Below are 16683 nucleotides of genomic sequence, written 5' to 3'. Positions count from 1 at the left end.
GAAGGATCAGCGGGTTCCGATCAGCCGGCGGCTCTGCCAGCGCCGGCCGATCCGGAACCCGAGGCGCTGATACAGGTTGATCGCCACCGCGTTGGCGGCGTAGACGCCGAGCGTGCAGACGCCGTGCCGCCGTACGGCGAGCCGGGTCAGCGCGGCGGTGATCACCCGGCCCAGTCCGCCGCCCCGGTGCGCGGCATCGACGGTGATCCCGGACAGCAGCGGCCGGCCGGCCACGTTGTCCTCGATCACGCCGCAGGCGATCAGGGCGCCGGCCCGGTCCCGCAGGCCGAGCCAGGTCTGCCCGGGCGCACGGCCCGGCACCCCGTCGCTGCCGGGGTTGTGCTCGGTGATCAACGCCGTCAGCTCGGGATGATCGGCCCTGTCGAGCTCGATGATCTTGTCCTCACCGGGCTGGTCCGGCGGCGCCTCGGCCGTCCACATCCAGTGCCAGTCGCCACCCGGCCCGAGCTCGAGCCGGTCCGACACCTCGGCGTAGCACCGCTCCTCGATCGTGATGATGTTGCGCGGCAGCTCGTCCAGCCCACCGGTCATGATCAACTCGTCGAGCAGCACCGCCACCTCGGCCGGCGGCCCGAACACGGCACTGCCGTCGCCGCGGGTCTGGGTGGTGCGCGGGATGATCATCGCCGCACCGTACGCGTAGCCGGGCCGGGCCAGCGTGTCCGGGATCTCCCAACGGAGGAAGGGGTCCTCGGGGTCGAGCCGTCGCAGCTCGGCCGCCGAGGCCAGGCTGATGATCATGGACCGGCTCAGGCCTTCTTCTCCGCCTTGGTGGTCTCGCCGGTGGACAGGGCGGCGACGAACGCCTCCTGCGGCACCTCGACGCGGCCGACCATCTTCATCCGCTTCTTGCCTTCCTTCTGCTTCTCCAGCAGCTTCCGCTTCCGGGTGATGTCGCCGCCATAGCACTTGGCCAGCACGTCCTTGCGGATCGCCCGGATGTTCTCCCGGGCGATCACCCGGGACCCGATCGCGGCCTGGATCGGCACCTCGAACTGCTGCCGCGGGATCAGCTCCTTGAGCTTCCCGGCCATCAGCACGCCGTACGAGTACGCCTTGTCCTTGTGCACGATCGCCGAGAACGCGTCGACCGGCTCGCCGTGCAGCAGGATGTCCACCTTGACCAGGTCGGACCGCTCCTCGCCGGCCGGCTCGTAGTCGAGGCTGGCAAAGCCCTTGGTGCGCGACTTGAGGGCGTCGAAGAAGTCGAACACGATCTCCGCCAGCGGCAGCGTGTAGCGGATCTCGACCCGGTCCTCGGACAGGTAGTCCAGGCCCTGCTGGACACCGCGCCGAGCCTGGCACAGCTCGAGGATGGTGCCGATGTATTCGGCCGGGCTGAGGATCGTCGCCTTCACCACCGGCTCGTAGACAGCCGAGATCTTGCCCGCGTTCGGATACTCCGACGGGTTCGTCACGACGTGCTCGTCGCCGGTCTCCAGCTCGACCCGGTAGACCACGTTCGGTGCCGTGGAGATCAGGTCGAGGTTGAACTCCCGCTCCAGCCGCTCCCGGACGATCTCCATGTGCAGCAGGCCGAGGAAGCCGATCCGGAAGCCGAACCCGAGCGCGCCGGAGGTCTCCGGCTCGTACGTCAGCGCGGCGTCGTTGAGCTGCAGCTTGTCCAGCGCCTCGCGCAGCTCCGGGTAGTCGGCACCGTCGATCGGGTACAGCCCCGCGAACACCATCGGGTTCGGGTGCCGGTAGCCGCCGAGCGACTCGGCCGCGGGCGCGGACGCCGAGGTCACGGTGTCGCCGACCCGGGACTGCCGGACCTCCTTCACGCCGGTGATCAGGTAGCCCACCTCGCCGACGCGGAGGCTCTTCGCCTTCACCGGCTCCGGCGAGATGACGCCGACCTCGAGCGTCTCGTGGGTCGCCTTGGTCGACATCATCAGCACCCGCTCGCGGTGCGACAGCTCGCCGTCGATGACGCGGACGTACGTGATCACGCCGCGGTACGTGTCGTACACGGAATCGAAGATCAACGCCCGGGCCGGCGCGTCCGCGTTCCCGGTCGGCGCCGGCACCTGGGTGACGATCTGGTCCAGCAGTTCGATCACGCCGTCGCCCGTCTTGGCCGACACCTTGAGCACGTCGGAGACGTCGCAGCCGATGATCCCGGCCAGCTCCTCGGCGTACTTCTCCGGCTGGGCGCTGGGCAGATCGATCTTGTTCAGCACCGGGATGATGCGCAGGTCCGCCTCGAGCGCGAGGTAGAGGTTGGCCAGCGTCTGCGCCTCGATGCCCTGCGCCGCGTCGACCAGCAGCAGGGCACCCTCGCAGGCGGCCAGCGACCGGGACACCTCGTAGGTGAAGTCGACGTGCCCCGGGGTGTCGATCATGTTGAGGATCTGGGTGGTGCCCTCGAACGGGCCGGTCCGCGGCGTCCACGGCATCCGGACCGCCTGCGACTTGATCGTGATGCCGCGCTCGCGCTCGATGTCCATCCGGTCCAGGTACTGGGCCCGCATCGCCCGTCCGTCGACGACGCCGGTCAACTGCAGCATCCGGTCGGCCAGGGTCGATTTGCCGTGGTCGATGTGGGCGATGATGCAGAAATTGCGGATGATGTCGGGGCTGGTCCGGCCAGGGATGGGTGTCACGCGGTCAGGTTCCAGTCTGTAGCTGTTCGATGGTTCGGTACGGGTGCGCGGGGGCACCGAACGCCCATCATCCCACGGCGCACCAGCGACTAAATCGCCTCGACGCGCCCGGACCGCTTCCGCGACGATGATGGCCATGAGTCTTCCGGTGACCTTCGCCGTCGGGGTACGGCGCCCGTACCTCGATCTTCCCGCCGAGGTCCGCGCCTGGGTCGACCGGACCCTCGGCGAGCCGGTGGTCGAGGTCGCCGACAAGCAGGGCGGCTTCTCCCCCGGCGTCGCTGCCGTGGTCGCCGGAGCGAGCGGCCACAGCCTGTTCATCAAGGCGGTCGGCTCGGCGGTCAACCCGGATGCGATACGCATGTATCGGGAAGAACAGCAGCACTCGGCCCGGCTGCCGGAGATCGACTTCGTCCCTCGTACGGTCGCGACCGGTGAGCTGACCGTCGGCGAGGAGCAGTACGCGATCTCCGCGCTGCCCGCCATCGACGCCGCCCCGCCGCCGCACCCGTGGACTCTCGCGGACGCGAACCGGGCCTTCGACACGGTCGGCGAGCTCGGCGACCGGCTCACCCCGTCGCCCTGGCCGGAGCCGACCGGCGACGAACTGGGCCGGTTCTTCGGCGGCTGGCGCAACCTCGGCGGCGGCGATCCGTGGCTGGCCGATCCCTGGATCGCCGAACGGGCGGAACGGTTCGCCGAGCTGGAAGCGGCGACGGTCGAGCGGATGGCCGGCGACACGCTGAGCCACACAGACCTGCGCGCCGACAACCTGCTGTTCGGGCCGGACCGGGTCTGGGTGGTCGACTGGGCCGCCGCGCAGAACGCCGCCCGCTGGCTCGACCCGGCCCTGCTGCTGGCCGACCTGGTGGTGTCCCGGGCCGACCTCGGCGACGGTGGCGAGATCGACGTGGCCCGCTTCGCCGTCGAGCATCCGGCCCTGGGCACGGTGCCGTTCGAGGTGAACTGGGCCGGCGTCTGCTGCCTCGCCGGAGCGTTGCACGGGTTCTCCCAGCGGCCCGCTCCACCCGGCCTGCCGACCATCCGCCCCTGGCAGGCCCGCTGCGCCGACACCATGATCGCCTGGTGCCGCCGGACCGAACCCGGATCATGATCAACACCTGGTCATGATCAACAAGGGCCCGGAGTTCCTCCCGGCACAAAACGCCCGCCTTGTGCTCCGGCGAGACCCCGACCAGCCCGGCTCGACCTTCTTTCGGCGAACGGCCGGCGCAAGATCGTCCTGGATCCGATGATGATGTCATGGGGACACCCGCGAGGCGCTGGGAGTTGATCGTCTGGTGCTCGCTGACCTTCGTCGCCGAACTCGGCGCGCTGCTGGTCCTGGCGACCGGCGCCGCCATGCTCATCATGGGAATTCGGATGTACTACGGGCCCTGGGCCGACCCGCCCGGAACGGACGAACTGCACGTCGCCCTCATGGCGCTGGCCACCGTGGTGACGGTAGTCCACACCGTGGTGCGCTGGAAACGCGGCACCGTGCCGGAATGAGCGAGGGTCAGAGGTCGAGTTCCCAGGTCTGGCCGACCAGGTCGGTGCCGAAGCTGTGGTGCCGCTCCTCGTCGACCAGCCGGAAGCCGGCCCGCTGGTAGATCCGCCGGGCCGCGACGAGGACGTCGTTGGTCCACAGCACCAGCCGCCGGTAGCCGGCGGAGCGGGCGAACTCGATGCACGCGTCGACCAGCCGGGTGCCGAGGCCGAGACCGCGGGCCCACGGCTCGGTGAGCAGCAGCCGCAGCCGGGCCGTCTCGTCGTCGTCGCGGACGCAGAAGACGCTGCCGGCCCGCTGCCCGTCGACGGTCGCGATCCAGACCCGGGCTCGGTCCGGGGCCGCGGTCGCGGCGAAGTCGGCGACGATCCGGGCGACCAGGGCCTCGTAGGTCGCGTCCCAGCCGTACTCCTCGGCGTAGAGCACGGCGTTCCGCTCGACGACCCAGCCCAGGTCGCCCGGCTCCGGCCCACGCAGTTCCACCCGCGGCGGTTCGCCGGCCGGCTCGAGCAGCGTCCGTACGGTGCTCATCGCGTCGACCAGCCGGGCCCGGTCCGGGGCGCGCAGCGGTGCCAGCAGGCCGGAGACGTCGCCCACCGAGCCGCGAAGCAGCTCCTCGAAGGCCGCCCGGCCGGCCTCGGTGAGCGTCACGGTCTGCCGCCGCTTGTCGGTCGCGGACCGTTCCCGTTCGACCAGGCCGGCCGCGCCCAGCCGGTCCAGGATCCGGGTCGCGTAGCCGGGATCGAGGCCGAGTTCGGTCCGCAGGCCGACGATGTCGACCCGGCCGACGGCGGCCAGTTCGAACAGCACCCGGGCCTCGGTCAGGCTGAACGGCGAGCCGGCCAGGCCTTCGTCCAGCACGCCGATGATCTTGGTGTAGAAGCGGTTGAAGGAACGGACCCGGTCCACGGTGGCCGGGTCGACGGAAACCTTTGACATAGTCAAAGATTACGCCGCGGACCGCCCGAAATCGACAGCGTCCCGGACCCACGGACAGGGCAAGGATCTGCCGGTCATCGAAGCCTGCCGCGCGCTGCCGCTCGGCGGCGGCGCCGGTGGTTCCGTTCGGATCGCCGACCACGCCGCGGGCCCAATCGACCAGCGCCACTGAGCGGAACTGCCTCAGTGCCGCCGGATTTGGGCTGCCGCGAGCCGGGCTGCTAAAGTCGACCGTCGCGTGACCGCTCGGTCGTGCACGTCCACCTGTCGTACGAAGAGAGTGTCAGAGGCCTGCCCCGTGGCGAACATCAAGTCCCAGATCAAGCGGATCAAGACGAATGAGAAGGCGCGTCAGCGCAACAAGTCCGTCAAGTCCGCCTTGAAGACATCCGTTCGCCGGTTCCGCGAGGCCGCCGAATCCGGCGAGGCCGCCAAGGCGACCGAGTACGCGAAGTCCGCGACCCGACTGCTGGACAAGGCCGCGAGCAAGGGCGTCATCCACAAGAACCAGGCTGCGAACCGCAAGTCGGCCATCGCAACCCAGGCTGCCAAGCTCGGCTGACCTGATCGGCCTCGGTGCCGGGTGGAGATCGTGGACGATCTGCTGACCCGAATCGAGGCCGAGAATCCGCGCCTCCGCGCCTTCGTCGACGAACCCGATCGACGGGAGCGGCTTCGGCGCGACCTCGACCATCTCGCGCAGCGGTGGCCGGACCCTTCGGACCGGCCGCCGCTTTTCGCGCTCCCGGTCGCGGTCAAGGACGTGTTCCACGTGGCCGGTCTGCCGACGCGGGCCGGTTCCCGGCTGCCGGCCGAGCTGATCACCGGTGAGCCCGGACCCCTGATCACCAGCCTGCTGGACGCCGGCGCCGTGGTCCTGGGCAAGACCGTGACCGCCGAGTTCGCGTTCCTGGCGCCCGGCGAGACCCGCAATCCGCACCGGCTGGAGCACTCCCCCGGCGGGTCGAGCAGCGGCTCGGCCGCGGCGGTGGCCGCCGGCCTGGCGCCGATCGCCCTGGGCACCCAGACCGTCGGCTCGGTGATCCGGCCCGCCGCCTACTGCGGCATCCTCGGCTTCAAGCCCACATTCGGCAGGATCGGCAGCGAGGGCGTGATCGCCAACGCCCCGACGTTCGACACGGTCGGCTTCCTGGCCGCCGATTCCGACGTCCTGGTCCGGGTCGCCGCCGCCACGCTGCCTGACTGGCAGCCCACCGATTCGGCCGCGCTGCCGACGTTGGTGGTCCCCCGTGGCGCCTATCTCGACCAGGCCGAGCCGGTGGCACACACCGCGTTCGAGCGCCACCTGGACGTGCTGCGCGAGGTCGGCTACCAGGTCCACGACGTCGAGATGCTCGACGACATCGAGCAGGTCAACCAGCGCAACTTCGTGATCAACGGCTACGAGCTGGCCCGCTCCCACGATGCCTGGTTCGACGACCACGCCGTGCTCTATCATCCGCGTACGGCAGCCGCGATCAGGGACGGCCGGACGATCGACCGGCGCGACTACGAGGCCGCGTTGCGGGAACGGGCGGTGTTCGCCGACGCCCTGATGGCCGCGCTGGCCGGGATCGATGCGTACGTCGCTCCGGCCGCGACCGGGCCCGCGCCGCACGGGCTCGACACGACCGGCAGCCCGCTGATGAACCTGCCCTGGACCCAGGCCCGGCTGCCCGTGCTCGGCTTGCCCGCGGGCCGGACCGACGACGGGCTCCCGCTCGGCGTCCAGTTCGCGGCCGCGCCGGGCCGTGACGAGGCACTGCTCGGCTGGGCCGCCGGTCTCGTCGCCGCACTGGCCAAGGGTCACCACGGTCCTTCAGCCTGACCGGGCGGCGTACAGGGCCACCTCCAGGCATCTTGATGCAGCCGCCGAAGAGCATCATGGTGTCTTCATGAGGATCACCTTGACTCTTGACCCGGACGTGGCTCGGCTGATCGATGACGCCGTCCATCAGCAGCGACGTCCGATGAAGCAGGTGATCAACGACGCGCTGCGACGGGCGCTGGCGCCACAGCAGCAACAGGACCTGCGCCCATTCCAGATCGAGCCGCATACCAGCAGACTGCGACCGGGACTTGACCTGGCCGGGTTCAACCGACTTGCCGACGAACTCGACGACGAGGCAATCGTGACGGGTCTGCGGAACGCGTCGTGATCTTTCCGGACGTCAATCGGCAGCACCAGCGATCTTCGGGTATCTGCGGTTGGCGACCAATCCCCGAATCTTCGATCCGCCGATGGCCATTGACGCTGCAACGGCGTCCGTGACCAGCTGGCTCGAACGTCCACAGGTCGAGTTTCTCGGGCCTGGCCCGAGGCACCTGGACATCGCTTTCGGTCTCCTGGAATCCGCCGGCACCGCGGGAGATCTCACGACCGATGCCCAACTCGCGGCCTACGCCATCGAACGAGGCGCCAAGCTGTGCTCGAACGCCGCGGACTTCGGCCGATTCGACGATCTGATCTGGGTCAATCCGCTGGCTGACGGCACCCGATAGGCAACGTCGCCGCACAGGCCAAGGGCTGACCGGCTTCAGTCGGGCAGGTCGACGGCGAGCACGCGGTCGTCGTCCGGACCGGGACTGCCGCGGCCGTCGGTGTTGTTGGTGATCAGCCACAGCCGGCCGTCCGGTGCTCGGGCCACGTCGCGGAGCCGGCCGTAGTCGCCCGCGTAGTGGCTGGTCGAGGTGGTCGGATCGCCGACCGGGACCGTTCGCAGCACCCGGCCGCGGAGGTTGGCGACGAAGATCGTCTCGCCGATGATCGCGATGCCGCTCGGGCTGGCGTCGGCCGGGCGCCACTGCTGGACCGGGTCGACGTAGCGGCCGTCGCCGGCGATCCCCTCGACGACCGGCCAGCCGTAGTTCGCGCCGGGCGTGATCACGTTCAACTCGTCCCAGGTGTCCTGACCGAACTCGGCGGCGAACAGAGTGCCGTCGGCCGCCCAGGCCAGGCCCTGCGGGTTGCGGTGGCCCAGGCTGTAGACCGGCGAGCCGGGGCTCGGGTTGTCGGCCGGGACGTCGCCGTCGGGCGTCAGCCGGATGATCTTGCCGGCCAGGCTGGCCGGGTCCTGCGCCGCCTCGCGCTGACCGGCATCGCCGACGGTCGCGTACAGCATGCCGTCCGGGCCGAACGCGATCCGGCCGCCGTCGTGGTAGCTCGCGGACGGCAGGTCCTCGATGATCGACTCGGCCGGGCCGAGGCCGAGCGACCCCGGTTCGCCGGTCAGCGGGTAGCGCTGGATCCGGTTGCCGGTGCGGCCGGTCGAGTAGGCATACAGCCGGTCTTGATCATCGACGGCCAGGCCCAGCAGGCCCGACTCCCCGCTGTGCTCGACGTCGGCGACCGTCCCGATCACTCGGGACCGGCCGGCGCCGTCCAGTTCCAGGATCTCGCCGTCGTCGCGTTGGCTGATCAGGGGCGTTCCGCCGCTCAGGAAGACGACCGACCAGGGCGCCGCGAGACCGGTTGTGATCACCGCGGGCGTGCCCAGCTGCGAACTTCCGGTCGGGGCGGCTTCCGGGGTGCAGGCGGCCAGCGCCACGGCGAGCAGCAGCCCGAGGATCCGCCGGGTACGGACAGCTTTCATGATCAACAGGACCTAACGTTCGAGGAGCCGGGGCCGGGCCAGGACCAGGAGTCCGATCAGGGACAGGCCGGTGCAACTGATCATGAGAATAGCCATCGGTACCGCAGTGCTGCTGCCGCCGAGCCCGGCCAGCGGCGCGATCAGGCCGGCGAACGCCCACTGGACCAGGCCGAGCACGGCGGAGCCGGTGCCGGGATGGCGCGGCACCTGGGCCGCCGCGAGGGCGCCGCCGTTGGGACCGATCAGCCCCTGCGCGGTCATCAGGACGAAGAAGCACGGTACGGCCAGCCACAGTGGCGCGTGGAGCCAGAGGGCGCCGATCAGCATCGCGACGCCGGCGGCCAACGCGGCCAGCTGCCCGGCCAGGATCAGCTTCCGGGTGGCGATCCGCCCGGCCAGCCGGGCGGCGGCCAGGGCTGCGACGGTCATCCCGCCGGCGTTCGCCGCGAAGTCGATCGAGTACGCGATCGGCGACAGGCCGTTCATCGACTGCAGGACGAACGCCGAGGTCGCCACGTAGGCGAACACCGCGCCCATCGACGATCCGCTGACGAGGACGTACCCGAGGAAGGGGCGGCTGCGCAGCACCTCGCGGGCGGTGCTGCCGAAGGCGGCCAGGCCGCCCCGGTGCCGCTGCTGCACCGGCAACGATTCCGGTACGGCGAGCGCCACCGCGACGGCCATCGCTAGGCCGAGCGCTGCGACGGTCCAGAACGACATCCGCCAGTGCGACAGCTGCAGGATGACGGCACCGACCAGCGGCCCGACGATCGGCGCGATGCCGCCGACGCCGGCGATCACGTTGAGCACCCGAACCAGCCGGGCGCCGGTGGCCAGGTCGACGATCACCGCCCGGCCGATCACCATCGCCCAGCCGCCGGCGAAGCCCTGGACGAAGCGCGCCGCCATCATGATCGAGATCGCCGGGCTCACCGCGCAGACCACCGAGGCCGCGGCCATGATCAGCGTGCCGATGATCAAGAGCCGCCGGCGTCCGTACCGGTCGGAGACCGGGCCGCCGATCAGCTGGCCCAGGGCCATTCCGGCGAAGAACGTGGTCAGGGTCAACTGGACCTGGGTCGCGGTGGCGCCGAGATCACCGGCGACCACCGGGAACGCCGGCACGTACAGGTCGGTGGCCAGTGGCGCGATCGCGGTCAGGAACACCACGGTGCCGACCAGGGTCGCGGTGATCTTGGCTGCCGACCGGTCGGCGATCGGCTCGGTGATCACGGTCACGGCCGGAGCAGCACCTTGATCGCCCGGCGCTCGTCCATCGCCCGGTAACCGTCCGCCGCCTGATCAAGATCGAGTTCGAGGTCGAACACCCGGCCCGGGTCGATCCGCCGGGCCATGATCAACTCGATCAGCTCGGGCAGGAACCGGCGCACCGGGGCCGGACCGCCGTGCAGGTGGACATGGCTCATGAAGTAGTCCTCGCCGCGGATCGCGACGTCGTGCAGGACGCCGACGAAGCCGACGTGGCCGCCCGGCCGGGTCGCCCGGATCGCCTGCATCATCGACTCCTGGGTGCCGACCGCCTCGACTACCGAGTGCGCACCGAGGCCGCCGGTGAGTTCCCGGATCCGCTCGGCACCGGAGTCGCCGCGCTCGGTGACGATGTCGGTGGCGCCGAACTCGCGGGCCAGCGCCTGCCGACTCGCGTGCCGGCTCATCGCGATGATCCGTTCGGCGCCGAGCTCGCGGGCGGCGAGGACGGCGAGCAGCCCGACCGCGCCGTCGCCGACCACGGCCACGGTCTTGCCCGGGCCGGCCTCGGCCGCGACCGCGCCGAACCAGCCCGTACCGAGGACGTCGGAGGCGGCCAGCAGGCCGGGCACCAGGTCGTCGGTGGGCAGGTCGGGCGTGGCGACCAGGGTGCCGTCGGCGAGCGGGACCCGCATCCGTTCGGCCTGGGCGGCGCCGCCGGTGCCCAGCACCTCGCGGTGCACGCAGGAGGTCTGGTAGCCGGCCCGGCAGAGCTCGCAGGTGTTGTCGGAGGCGAAGAACGACCCGACCACGAACTGGCCGGGCTTGATCGTCGTCACCTCGGCGCCGACCTCCTCGACGATGCCGGCGTACTCGTGACCCATGTGCAGCGGCTCGGTCACCGCGTCGGCGCCCCGGTAGGGCCACAGGTCGGAGCCGCAGATGCAGGTCGCCGCGAGCCGGATGATCGCATCCGTCGGCTTCAAGATCGTCGGCTCGGCGACCTGCTCCACCCGCACGTCACCGGGCCCGTACATCACCACTCCACGCACTGGCGTTCTCCTCGAACTCTCTGGGGATCCCGTCGGCCGACCGGCCGACGCCTCCAGTTGAGCGCCCCGGCCGGGCGTGGAGAAGTCACTGCCGTGAGGTGTACTGACAAGGCATCCCAGGGCCGGGGCGGCGCGAGGTAGCGTCGGCATTGTGGACAACCGAGCCGAGGTCCGCGAGTTCCTGACCTCGCGGCGAGCCAAGATCAGCCCGCACGACGCCGGGCTGCCCGAGACCGGGTCCCGCCGGGTCCCCGGACTCCGCCGCACCGAGGTCGCCACCCTGGCCGGGGTCAGCATCGAGTACTACTCCCGGATCGAACGCGGCAACCTGGCGGGCGTCTCCGGCGCGGTCCTCGACGCGATCGCCCGGGCGCTGCGGTTGGACGACGCCGAACGGGCCCACCTGTTCCACCTCGCACACGCCGCCGACGGCACCAGCGCCCGGATGCGGCCGCGCCGCCGGACCGCGAAGCCGTGGACCCCGCCGCCGAGCCTGCAGTGGACGCTGGACGCCATCACCGGCGGTCCGGCCATCGTCCGCAACGGCCGGATGGATCTGCTGGCGACCAACCACCTCGGCCGCGCCGTGCACGCGCCGCTGTACGACCGCGACCCCGACCGGCCGCCCAACTTCGCCCGCTACACGTTCCTCGACGAGGATTCCCGCCGCTTCTACCCCGGCTGGGACGAGGCGGCCGACATCTGCGTCGCGATCCTGCACACCGAGGCCGGCCGGGACCCGCACGACAAGGCGCTGCACGACCTGGTCGGCGAGTTGTCCACCCGGAGTGAGGAGTTCCGGCGCCGCTGGAGCGCGCACGACGTCCGTACCCACGGCGCCGGCACCAAGCATTTCCACCACGCGGTCGTGGGCGACCTCACGCTGGCGTACGAGAGCGTGGACATGATCTCCGAGCCCGGCCTGACCCTGACGATCTACACAGCCGAACCCGGCTCACCGACGGCCGAGGCGCTGCACCTGCTCGCCTCCTGGGCCGACACCAGCCTGGAGAGCCGCCGGCACAGCCCGACGTGATCGAGAGCGGTCAGTTGCCGTAGTGGGCCCAGGACTTCGGGTACCGCTTGCCGGGCGTCGTCTTGCCGAGCATCTCGCTCACCGTGACCAGCGTGTAGCCCTTGTCCTGCAGGCCTTCGATGATGTCCTCCTGGGCATCGATCGTGGTCTGGTGGATGTCGTGCATCAGCACGATCCGGTTCTTGGCCGCGCTGTGCAGGACCTTGCTCTTGATGTCGTACGGATCGTGGCTTTCCCAGTCGAGCGTGTCGACGTCCCAGAGGATCTGGGCCAGGCCGAGTTTCTTGGTCGCCTTGTCCACGCCCTTGTCCGTCGCCCCGTACGGCGGACGCATCAGGGTGATCCGGCAACCGCAGGCCTTCTCGATCGCTTCCGACGCCTTCTTCATGTCCATATACGCCCCGTCGACCGACTTCCGGTCCAGCGAGTCGTGGTCCCACGAGTGGTTGGCCACCTCGGACCCCATGTCATGGATCTCCTTGACCAGCTCCGGGTATTCGGCGGCCAGATTGCCGAGCTGGAAGAAGGTGGCCTTCGCCTTGTACTTCTTCAGGATCTTGATCAACTCCGGCGTCGTCCCCGGGCTCGGGCCGTCGTCGTAGGTGAGCGCGATGCACTTGAGTTTCTTACAGTCGACCGCGGGCCGCTCCGGCGGTTCGGAGCTGGCCGGCGGGGTCGGGGTCGGGCTCGGCGACTCCGGGGCGGCGGAGCTCGGCGGAGCGCTCGACGAACCGCCGGGCGAGGACCCGGTGCCGGTGGAGGAAGCGGGCGGGCTACCGGCCGTGCCGGGCGGAACTGTCCCACATGCCCCGAGCAGAAGGGAAAACCCGATCAGAAGTACCGCAGCCGCAGACACAGGCACGGATCGCTGGAAACGCACCGGACCGACGATACCCCGCACGGAGTACATCCATTGCACACCACGAGGAACCGTGGCGAACACCACGTGACCGGCTCGGATCAACGGCGGGTCCGGGCCGCCGTGACCGCCAGAACGGCCCGTTCCAACGCGTACTCGGCGTCACCCTCGGCCCCCTTGACGGCCGCGTCCGCCGAGGCGACCGCGTGCAGCGCGGTGGCCAGCCCGGTCGAGTCCCAGCCGCGGGCCTGACCCCGCATCGTCTTCAGTTTCCACGGCGGTACGCCGACCTCGCGGGCCAGGTCCGGCTCGCGCAGCCCGCCCGGAGCGCTGATCAACTTCGCCAGCCCGCGCAGGCCCGAGGCGAGCGCGCTGGTGACCAGCACCGGCGCCACCCCGGTCGAGGTGGCCCAGCGCAGCTGCTCCATCGCCTCCCCGGTCCGGCCGGCCAGCGCGGCGTCCGCCACGGCGAAGCTGGTCACCTCGGCCCGGCCGCCGAAGTAGCGCCGGATGGTGGCGACGTCGATCCGGCCCTCGGTGTCGGCGATCAGCTGCCGCACCCCGGCGGCCAGCGACCGCAGATCGTGGCCGATCGCGTCGACCAGGAACTGGGCCGCCTCCGGTTCCAGGGTGCCGCCCGCCTTCCGTACCTCCGCGGAGACGAACTTGGGCAGTTCCCAGGCCTTCACCTGCGGGCAGTCGACCACCGTGACCGGCTTCAGCTTCTTCAGCTTGTCCAGCAGGCCCTTGCCCTTGTTGCCGCCGCCGTGCACCAGGACCAGCGTCAGGTCCTCGACCTGGGCGCCGGCGATCTCCAGCACCGGGTCGAACAGGTCGGCCGGCAGCTCGGCCAGGTTGCGGATCACCGCGGCCCGGGAGCTGGAGAACAGCGAGGGGCTGGCCAGCTCCGCCAGCCGACCCGCGTCGAGCCGGGCCGCCTCGACCTCGGTCACCTCGAGCTCCGGCGCGACGGCCCGGGCCTTGGCGAGCACGTCGGTGACGGCCCGGTCGGCCAGCAGCGACTCGGGGCCGGTGACCAGCAGGGTGCTCGGCACCGATGACCGGTTGCTGGAGGCCGAACGGCTGGTGGAAGGCGGCACGGGCTCATCCTGCCACTGCGGTACGACAATCGGACGCACGCTCACCGGTCCGGCAGCGGGACCGCATTCTGGCGCTAACCGCGCGCGTGATGCAGTCTTGGACTGACATGCCAACCCGCATCCCCTGCTACCCGCCCCGCAAGGACACGCACAACCCGCTGAGTACGCCATGACTGAAGCCGTCCCCGAAGCCACCGACCCGCCGCATCTGTTCACCGGCGAGCGGCGACTCCTGGACCGGCTGGCCAGGGTGCGCCCGGGCACGGTCGTGATCCTGTTCGACGGGCGCCGGCCGGCCAGGATCAAGCTGCCCGGCGAGTTGCTGGTGCCGAGCTGGTGGCCGCTGCTGCCCGCGCTGGAGGTGCTGCCGGTCACCACCGACACCATCGAGGCGGCGATCACGCTCGACGACGTGGTCACCGCGGACGGCGGGATGATCCACCGGATGGAGCTCCAGGTGCTGCTGCGGCTGCTGGACGACGAGGAGTACCACGGGTTGCAGCAGTTGGCCGAGCACTACGGCAGCGAGCTCGGCCTGTTCCTGGCCCGGGGCGTGCAGGCGGAGCTCGAGGTCGCGGTACGGACGGCGATGCGGATGAACGACTACGCCGAGATCCGGCGGCAGTCCCTGCTCAAGGTGCTGCGGGAGGCCTGGCTGCCGTACAACGTGGTCGACGACATGGTCGACGTGCAGGGCGTCACGATCCGCCGGGTGGAGTGGTCGGCCGAGCAGGAGCCGGTCAAGGAGGTGGCGCCGCCGGCGGAGCGGCTCTGGGTCGATCCGTACGTCGACGAGACCTATGTCGAGGACTCCGACCTCGGCGGCACCCTGGCCAGCAGTTCCGAGGACGACCAGCGTTCCGGAGTCGGCGGGTGAGCACGATCACCTCGCTCAGCGCGGCGACGCAGCCGACGCTGGCGGGGCTCTCCCGCGACGACAGCTACCTGCCGACGGCGAAGGTGCTGGAGCTGTCCCGGCTGCCGATGTTGATCATGGTCGTGGTCAACGTGATCTTCTTCGTCGCCTACTGGCTGCCGGAGCTGGCCCGCGGCAATGACGATCCGCTGCTGGGCCAGTTGGCGCCGCTGGCCTCGGCCGCGTTCGCGACCGGCGGCGAGGTCTGGTTCGCCACCCAGCGCAGCACCGGAACCTGGTTGTTGATCTTCGGCCTGGCGATCGCGGTGCTGATCCGGTCGCGGCACTGGGTGGCCCGGTTGATCTTGTTCCCGGTCGCCTATCTCGGCGCCGCCCTGGTCCTGGTGATGATCTTCGGGGTGATCATCCGAGGCGAGCTGTTCGGCACGCTGCTCTCGGTGCTGCTCGGCGTGGTCTGGGTGGCGACCGCGGTGACCACCACCTGGCGCAGCCTCTGGCAGAACATCGACGACCTGCCGCCCCGGAGCCCGCCGCGGCTCTGGCCGCTGGTGCTGGCCTGCGTCGCCGCGGTGATCCCGCTGGCGGTCGGTCGGGCCGTGTTCGCGCCCGACCTGCGGCAGGCGGCGGCGGACCTCGCCGTGTCCGGTTCGGCGATGCGCTGGGCGGCCCTGTTCACCGAGGCGACCCCGCGGCTCTACCTGGCCGGCGTCGCCGTGCTGGTGGCCGGTTGGGCCGCCTGGCGGCTGCTGCCCGGCCGCCGTCCGGACCGCCCGGCCGGGACGGTGGTCACGCTGCTGGTCGCGCTGGTGATCGGAATGGGTGGCATCGGCATGTCGGCGGCCCAGTTGGCGGCGCAGCGTACGGAACAGATCAGGTCCGGTGACCCGACCCCGGAACTGCTGTTCAGCTGCGTCTCCTGGCGGCAGCCCGGCGAGGGCCCGGTCCGGACCCTGGTCGTGCACGGTGCAGGTTGTCAGCAGTTGAGCGGGTTCACCGGGTACACGCCGTCGACGGACCGCGCGCTCGGCTACTCGGTGTCGCCGGTCAAGGCGTCCCTGCCCGGCGGGCCGGAGATCACGAGCAGCGTGATCTCCGCCTCGTACGGCGACATCCTCGTCCTGGCCGGCACCAACCGGTTCGACGACAAGGCCGACCGGATCGTCGGCCTGCGGATCACCGACGGCGCGGAACTGTGGTCGTTCCCGTGCGCGGTCGAGTCGGGCCGCGGCGCCAGCCTCGAACTGCGCTTCGCCGGGGCGCCGGACGGCGACGACCCGGCCGCCGGCCGGCTGACCGAACGCGGCGAGACCGAGGCGGTCGTGGCCGTCTGCGGCGGCGTCGGCAAGACTCTCGACCCGCGGACCGGCGCCGAGCGGTGACCGGGTTCCCGGCGCTGCGGACCCGCCGGCTGACCCTGCGCCCGGTGGTACCGGAGGACGCCGAGGCGATGGTGGCCGTCCTGGCGGATCCCTTGCTGTACACGTTCACCGGCGGCAGCCCGCCGGACCTTGATCAACTCCGGGACCGTTACCGGCGGCTGGCCGGCGGCCGGTCCCCCGACGGCGCCGAACGCTGGCTGAACTGGATCGTCCGGCTCGACGAGGTGCCGATCGGCGTGGTCCAGGCGACGGTCCGGCCGGCCGCCGGCGAGGCCGACGTCGCCTGGGAGATCGGCACCGCCTGGCAGGGCCGCGGCTACGCGTCCGAGGCCGCCGCCGGGCTGGTCGACTGGCTCCTCGCCGACGGCGTCCGGGTCGTCGGCGCGTACGTCCACCCGGAGCACGTCGCCTCCCAGCGCGTCGCCGCCCGGGCCGGCCTCAGCCGTACCGAGGCGACCGTGGACGGCGAGCAGCGCTGGGTTCGTACCGCTTCCTGAGCGAC

General features: G+C 71.0%; 18 protein-coding genes. 10 read left to right on the top strand and 8 right to left on the bottom strand.

Going from position 1 to position 16683, the window contains the following annotated elements:
• Positions 1-6: 6 nt before the first annotated feature.
• Both BKA15_RS31690 and lepA read right to left on the bottom strand, forming a co-directional pair.
• On the bottom strand, positions 7-762 hold the full coding sequence (locus tag BKA15_RS31690; protein WP_179757645.1) for a GNAT family N-acetyltransferase: 756 nt from the start codon (positions 760-762) through the stop codon (positions 7-9).
• Positions 763-770: 8 nt separating this feature from the next.
• Entirely contained in the window at positions 771-2627 is a 1857-nt protein-coding gene (lepA, locus tag BKA15_RS31685) for a translation elongation factor 4 (protein ID WP_312879582.1), read from the bottom strand.
• A 136-nt stretch (positions 2628-2763) separates the two neighbouring features.
• Between lepA and BKA15_RS31680 the strand changes: the two genes are divergently transcribed.
• Together BKA15_RS31680 and BKA15_RS31675 are read left to right on the top strand one after the other, a co-directional pair.
• A complete protein-coding gene (locus tag BKA15_RS31680) occupies positions 2764-3741 on the top strand; it encodes a phosphotransferase (RefSeq protein WP_179757643.1) in 978 nt (325 codons plus the stop codon).
• Positions 3742-3890: 149 nt separating this feature from the next.
• Positions 3891-4139 (top strand): hypothetical protein, encoded by a 249-nt coding sequence (locus BKA15_RS31675; protein WP_179757642.1) that lies wholly within the window; start codon positions 3891-3893, stop codon positions 4137-4139.
• A 7-nt stretch (positions 4140-4146) separates the two neighbouring features.
• On the opposite strand, the gene BKA15_RS31670 is transcribed toward BKA15_RS31675, so the two are convergent.
• A complete protein-coding gene (locus BKA15_RS31670; RefSeq protein WP_179757641.1) occupies positions 4147-5076 on the bottom strand; it encodes a bifunctional helix-turn-helix transcriptional regulator/GNAT family N-acetyltransferase in 930 nt (309 codons plus the stop codon).
• 298 nt (positions 5077-5374) lie between these two features.
• Here BKA15_RS31670 and rpsT point away from each other — a divergent pair, with 298 nt between their 5' ends.
• The 4 genes from rpsT (at position 5375) to BKA15_RS31650 (ending at position 7578) form a co-directional block, all read left to right on the top strand.
• A complete protein-coding gene (rpsT, locus tag BKA15_RS31665; RefSeq protein WP_179757640.1) occupies positions 5375-5638 on the top strand; it encodes a 30S ribosomal protein S20 in 264 nt (87 codons plus the stop codon).
• A gap of 30 nt (positions 5639-5668) precedes the next feature.
• Complete coding sequence (locus BKA15_RS31660; protein WP_218871659.1) at positions 5669-6904, top strand: amidase; 1236 nt, start codon at positions 5669-5671, stop codon at positions 6902-6904.
• A 67-nt stretch (positions 6905-6971) separates the two neighbouring features.
• Complete coding sequence (locus tag BKA15_RS31655) at positions 6972-7235, top strand: antitoxin (RefSeq protein WP_179757638.1); 264 nt, start codon at positions 6972-6974, stop codon at positions 7233-7235.
• Between the two features lie 31 nt (positions 7236-7266).
• On the top strand, positions 7267-7578 hold the full coding sequence (locus tag BKA15_RS31650) for a TA system VapC family ribonuclease toxin (RefSeq protein ID WP_312879723.1): 312 nt from the start codon (positions 7267-7269) through the stop codon (positions 7576-7578).
• Between the two features lie 35 nt (positions 7579-7613).
• On the opposite strand, the gene BKA15_RS31645 is transcribed toward BKA15_RS31650, so the two are convergent.
• The 3 genes from BKA15_RS31645 to BKA15_RS31635 are packed head-to-tail and all read right to left on the bottom strand — an operon-like array spanning position 7614 to position 10930.
• On the bottom strand, positions 7614-8669 hold the full coding sequence (locus BKA15_RS31645; RefSeq protein ID WP_179758818.1) for a PQQ-dependent sugar dehydrogenase: 1056 nt from the start codon (positions 8667-8669) through the stop codon (positions 7614-7616).
• A gap of 12 nt (positions 8670-8681) precedes the next feature.
• Positions 8682-9908 (bottom strand): multidrug effflux MFS transporter, encoded by a 1227-nt coding sequence (locus tag BKA15_RS31640; protein WP_179757636.1) that lies wholly within the window; start codon positions 9906-9908, stop codon positions 8682-8684.
• On the bottom strand, positions 9905-10930 hold the full coding sequence (locus tag BKA15_RS31635; RefSeq protein WP_179757635.1) for a zinc-dependent alcohol dehydrogenase family protein: 1026 nt from the start codon (positions 10928-10930) through the stop codon (positions 9905-9907). Before BKA15_RS31635 ends, BKA15_RS31640 begins: the two co-directional genes overlap by 4 nt.
• Positions 10931-11081: 151 nt before the next feature.
• Between BKA15_RS31635 and BKA15_RS31630 the strand changes: the two genes are divergently transcribed.
• Positions 11082-11966 (top strand): helix-turn-helix transcriptional regulator, encoded by an 885-nt coding sequence (locus BKA15_RS31630; RefSeq protein WP_179757634.1) that lies wholly within the window; start codon positions 11082-11084, stop codon positions 11964-11966.
• A gap of 10 nt (positions 11967-11976) precedes the next feature.
• Here the strand turns inward: BKA15_RS31630 and BKA15_RS36690 are convergent, their stop codons facing one another.
• A complete protein-coding gene (locus BKA15_RS36690; RefSeq protein WP_281385337.1) occupies positions 11977-12876 on the bottom strand; it encodes a polysaccharide deacetylase family protein in 900 nt (299 codons plus the stop codon).
• A 50-nt stretch (positions 12877-12926) separates the two neighbouring features.
• Positions 12927-13925 carry a DNA polymerase III subunit delta gene (gene holA, locus BKA15_RS31620; RefSeq protein WP_312879581.1) on the bottom strand — a complete coding sequence of 333 codons (999 nt, stop codon included), beginning with the start codon at positions 13923-13925 and terminating at the stop codon, positions 12927-12929.
• A 169-nt stretch (positions 13926-14094) separates the two neighbouring features.
• Between holA and BKA15_RS31615 the strand changes: the two genes are divergently transcribed.
• From BKA15_RS31615 to BKA15_RS31605, 3 genes are read left to right on the top strand one after another with little or no spacing between them, the layout of a single operon-like run.
• Positions 14095-14802: a hypothetical protein gene (locus tag BKA15_RS31615; RefSeq protein WP_179757631.1), complete on the top strand. Its 708-nt coding sequence runs from the start codon at positions 14095-14097 to the stop codon at positions 14800-14802.
• Positions 14799-16181 (top strand): phosphatidylglycerol lysyltransferase domain-containing protein, encoded by a 1383-nt coding sequence (locus BKA15_RS31610; protein ID WP_179757630.1) that lies wholly within the window; start codon positions 14799-14801, stop codon positions 16179-16181. The genes BKA15_RS31615 and BKA15_RS31610 overlap by 4 nt, the downstream gene beginning before the upstream one ends.
• A complete protein-coding gene (locus tag BKA15_RS31605; RefSeq protein ID WP_312879580.1) occupies positions 16178-16678 on the top strand; it encodes a GNAT family N-acetyltransferase in 501 nt (166 codons plus the stop codon). Before BKA15_RS31610 ends, BKA15_RS31605 begins: the two co-directional genes overlap by 4 nt.
• Positions 16679-16683: the final 5 nt, after the last annotated feature.

The sequence above is a fragment of the Microlunatus parietis genome (assembly GCF_013407955.1).
Classification (GTDB): Bacteria; Actinomycetota; Actinomycetes; order Propionibacteriales; family Propionibacteriaceae; genus Microlunatus; species Microlunatus parietis.
The sequence above is the reverse complement of the archived record's forward strand: the minus strand, read 5'-3'. Positions and strand labels throughout refer to the sequence as shown.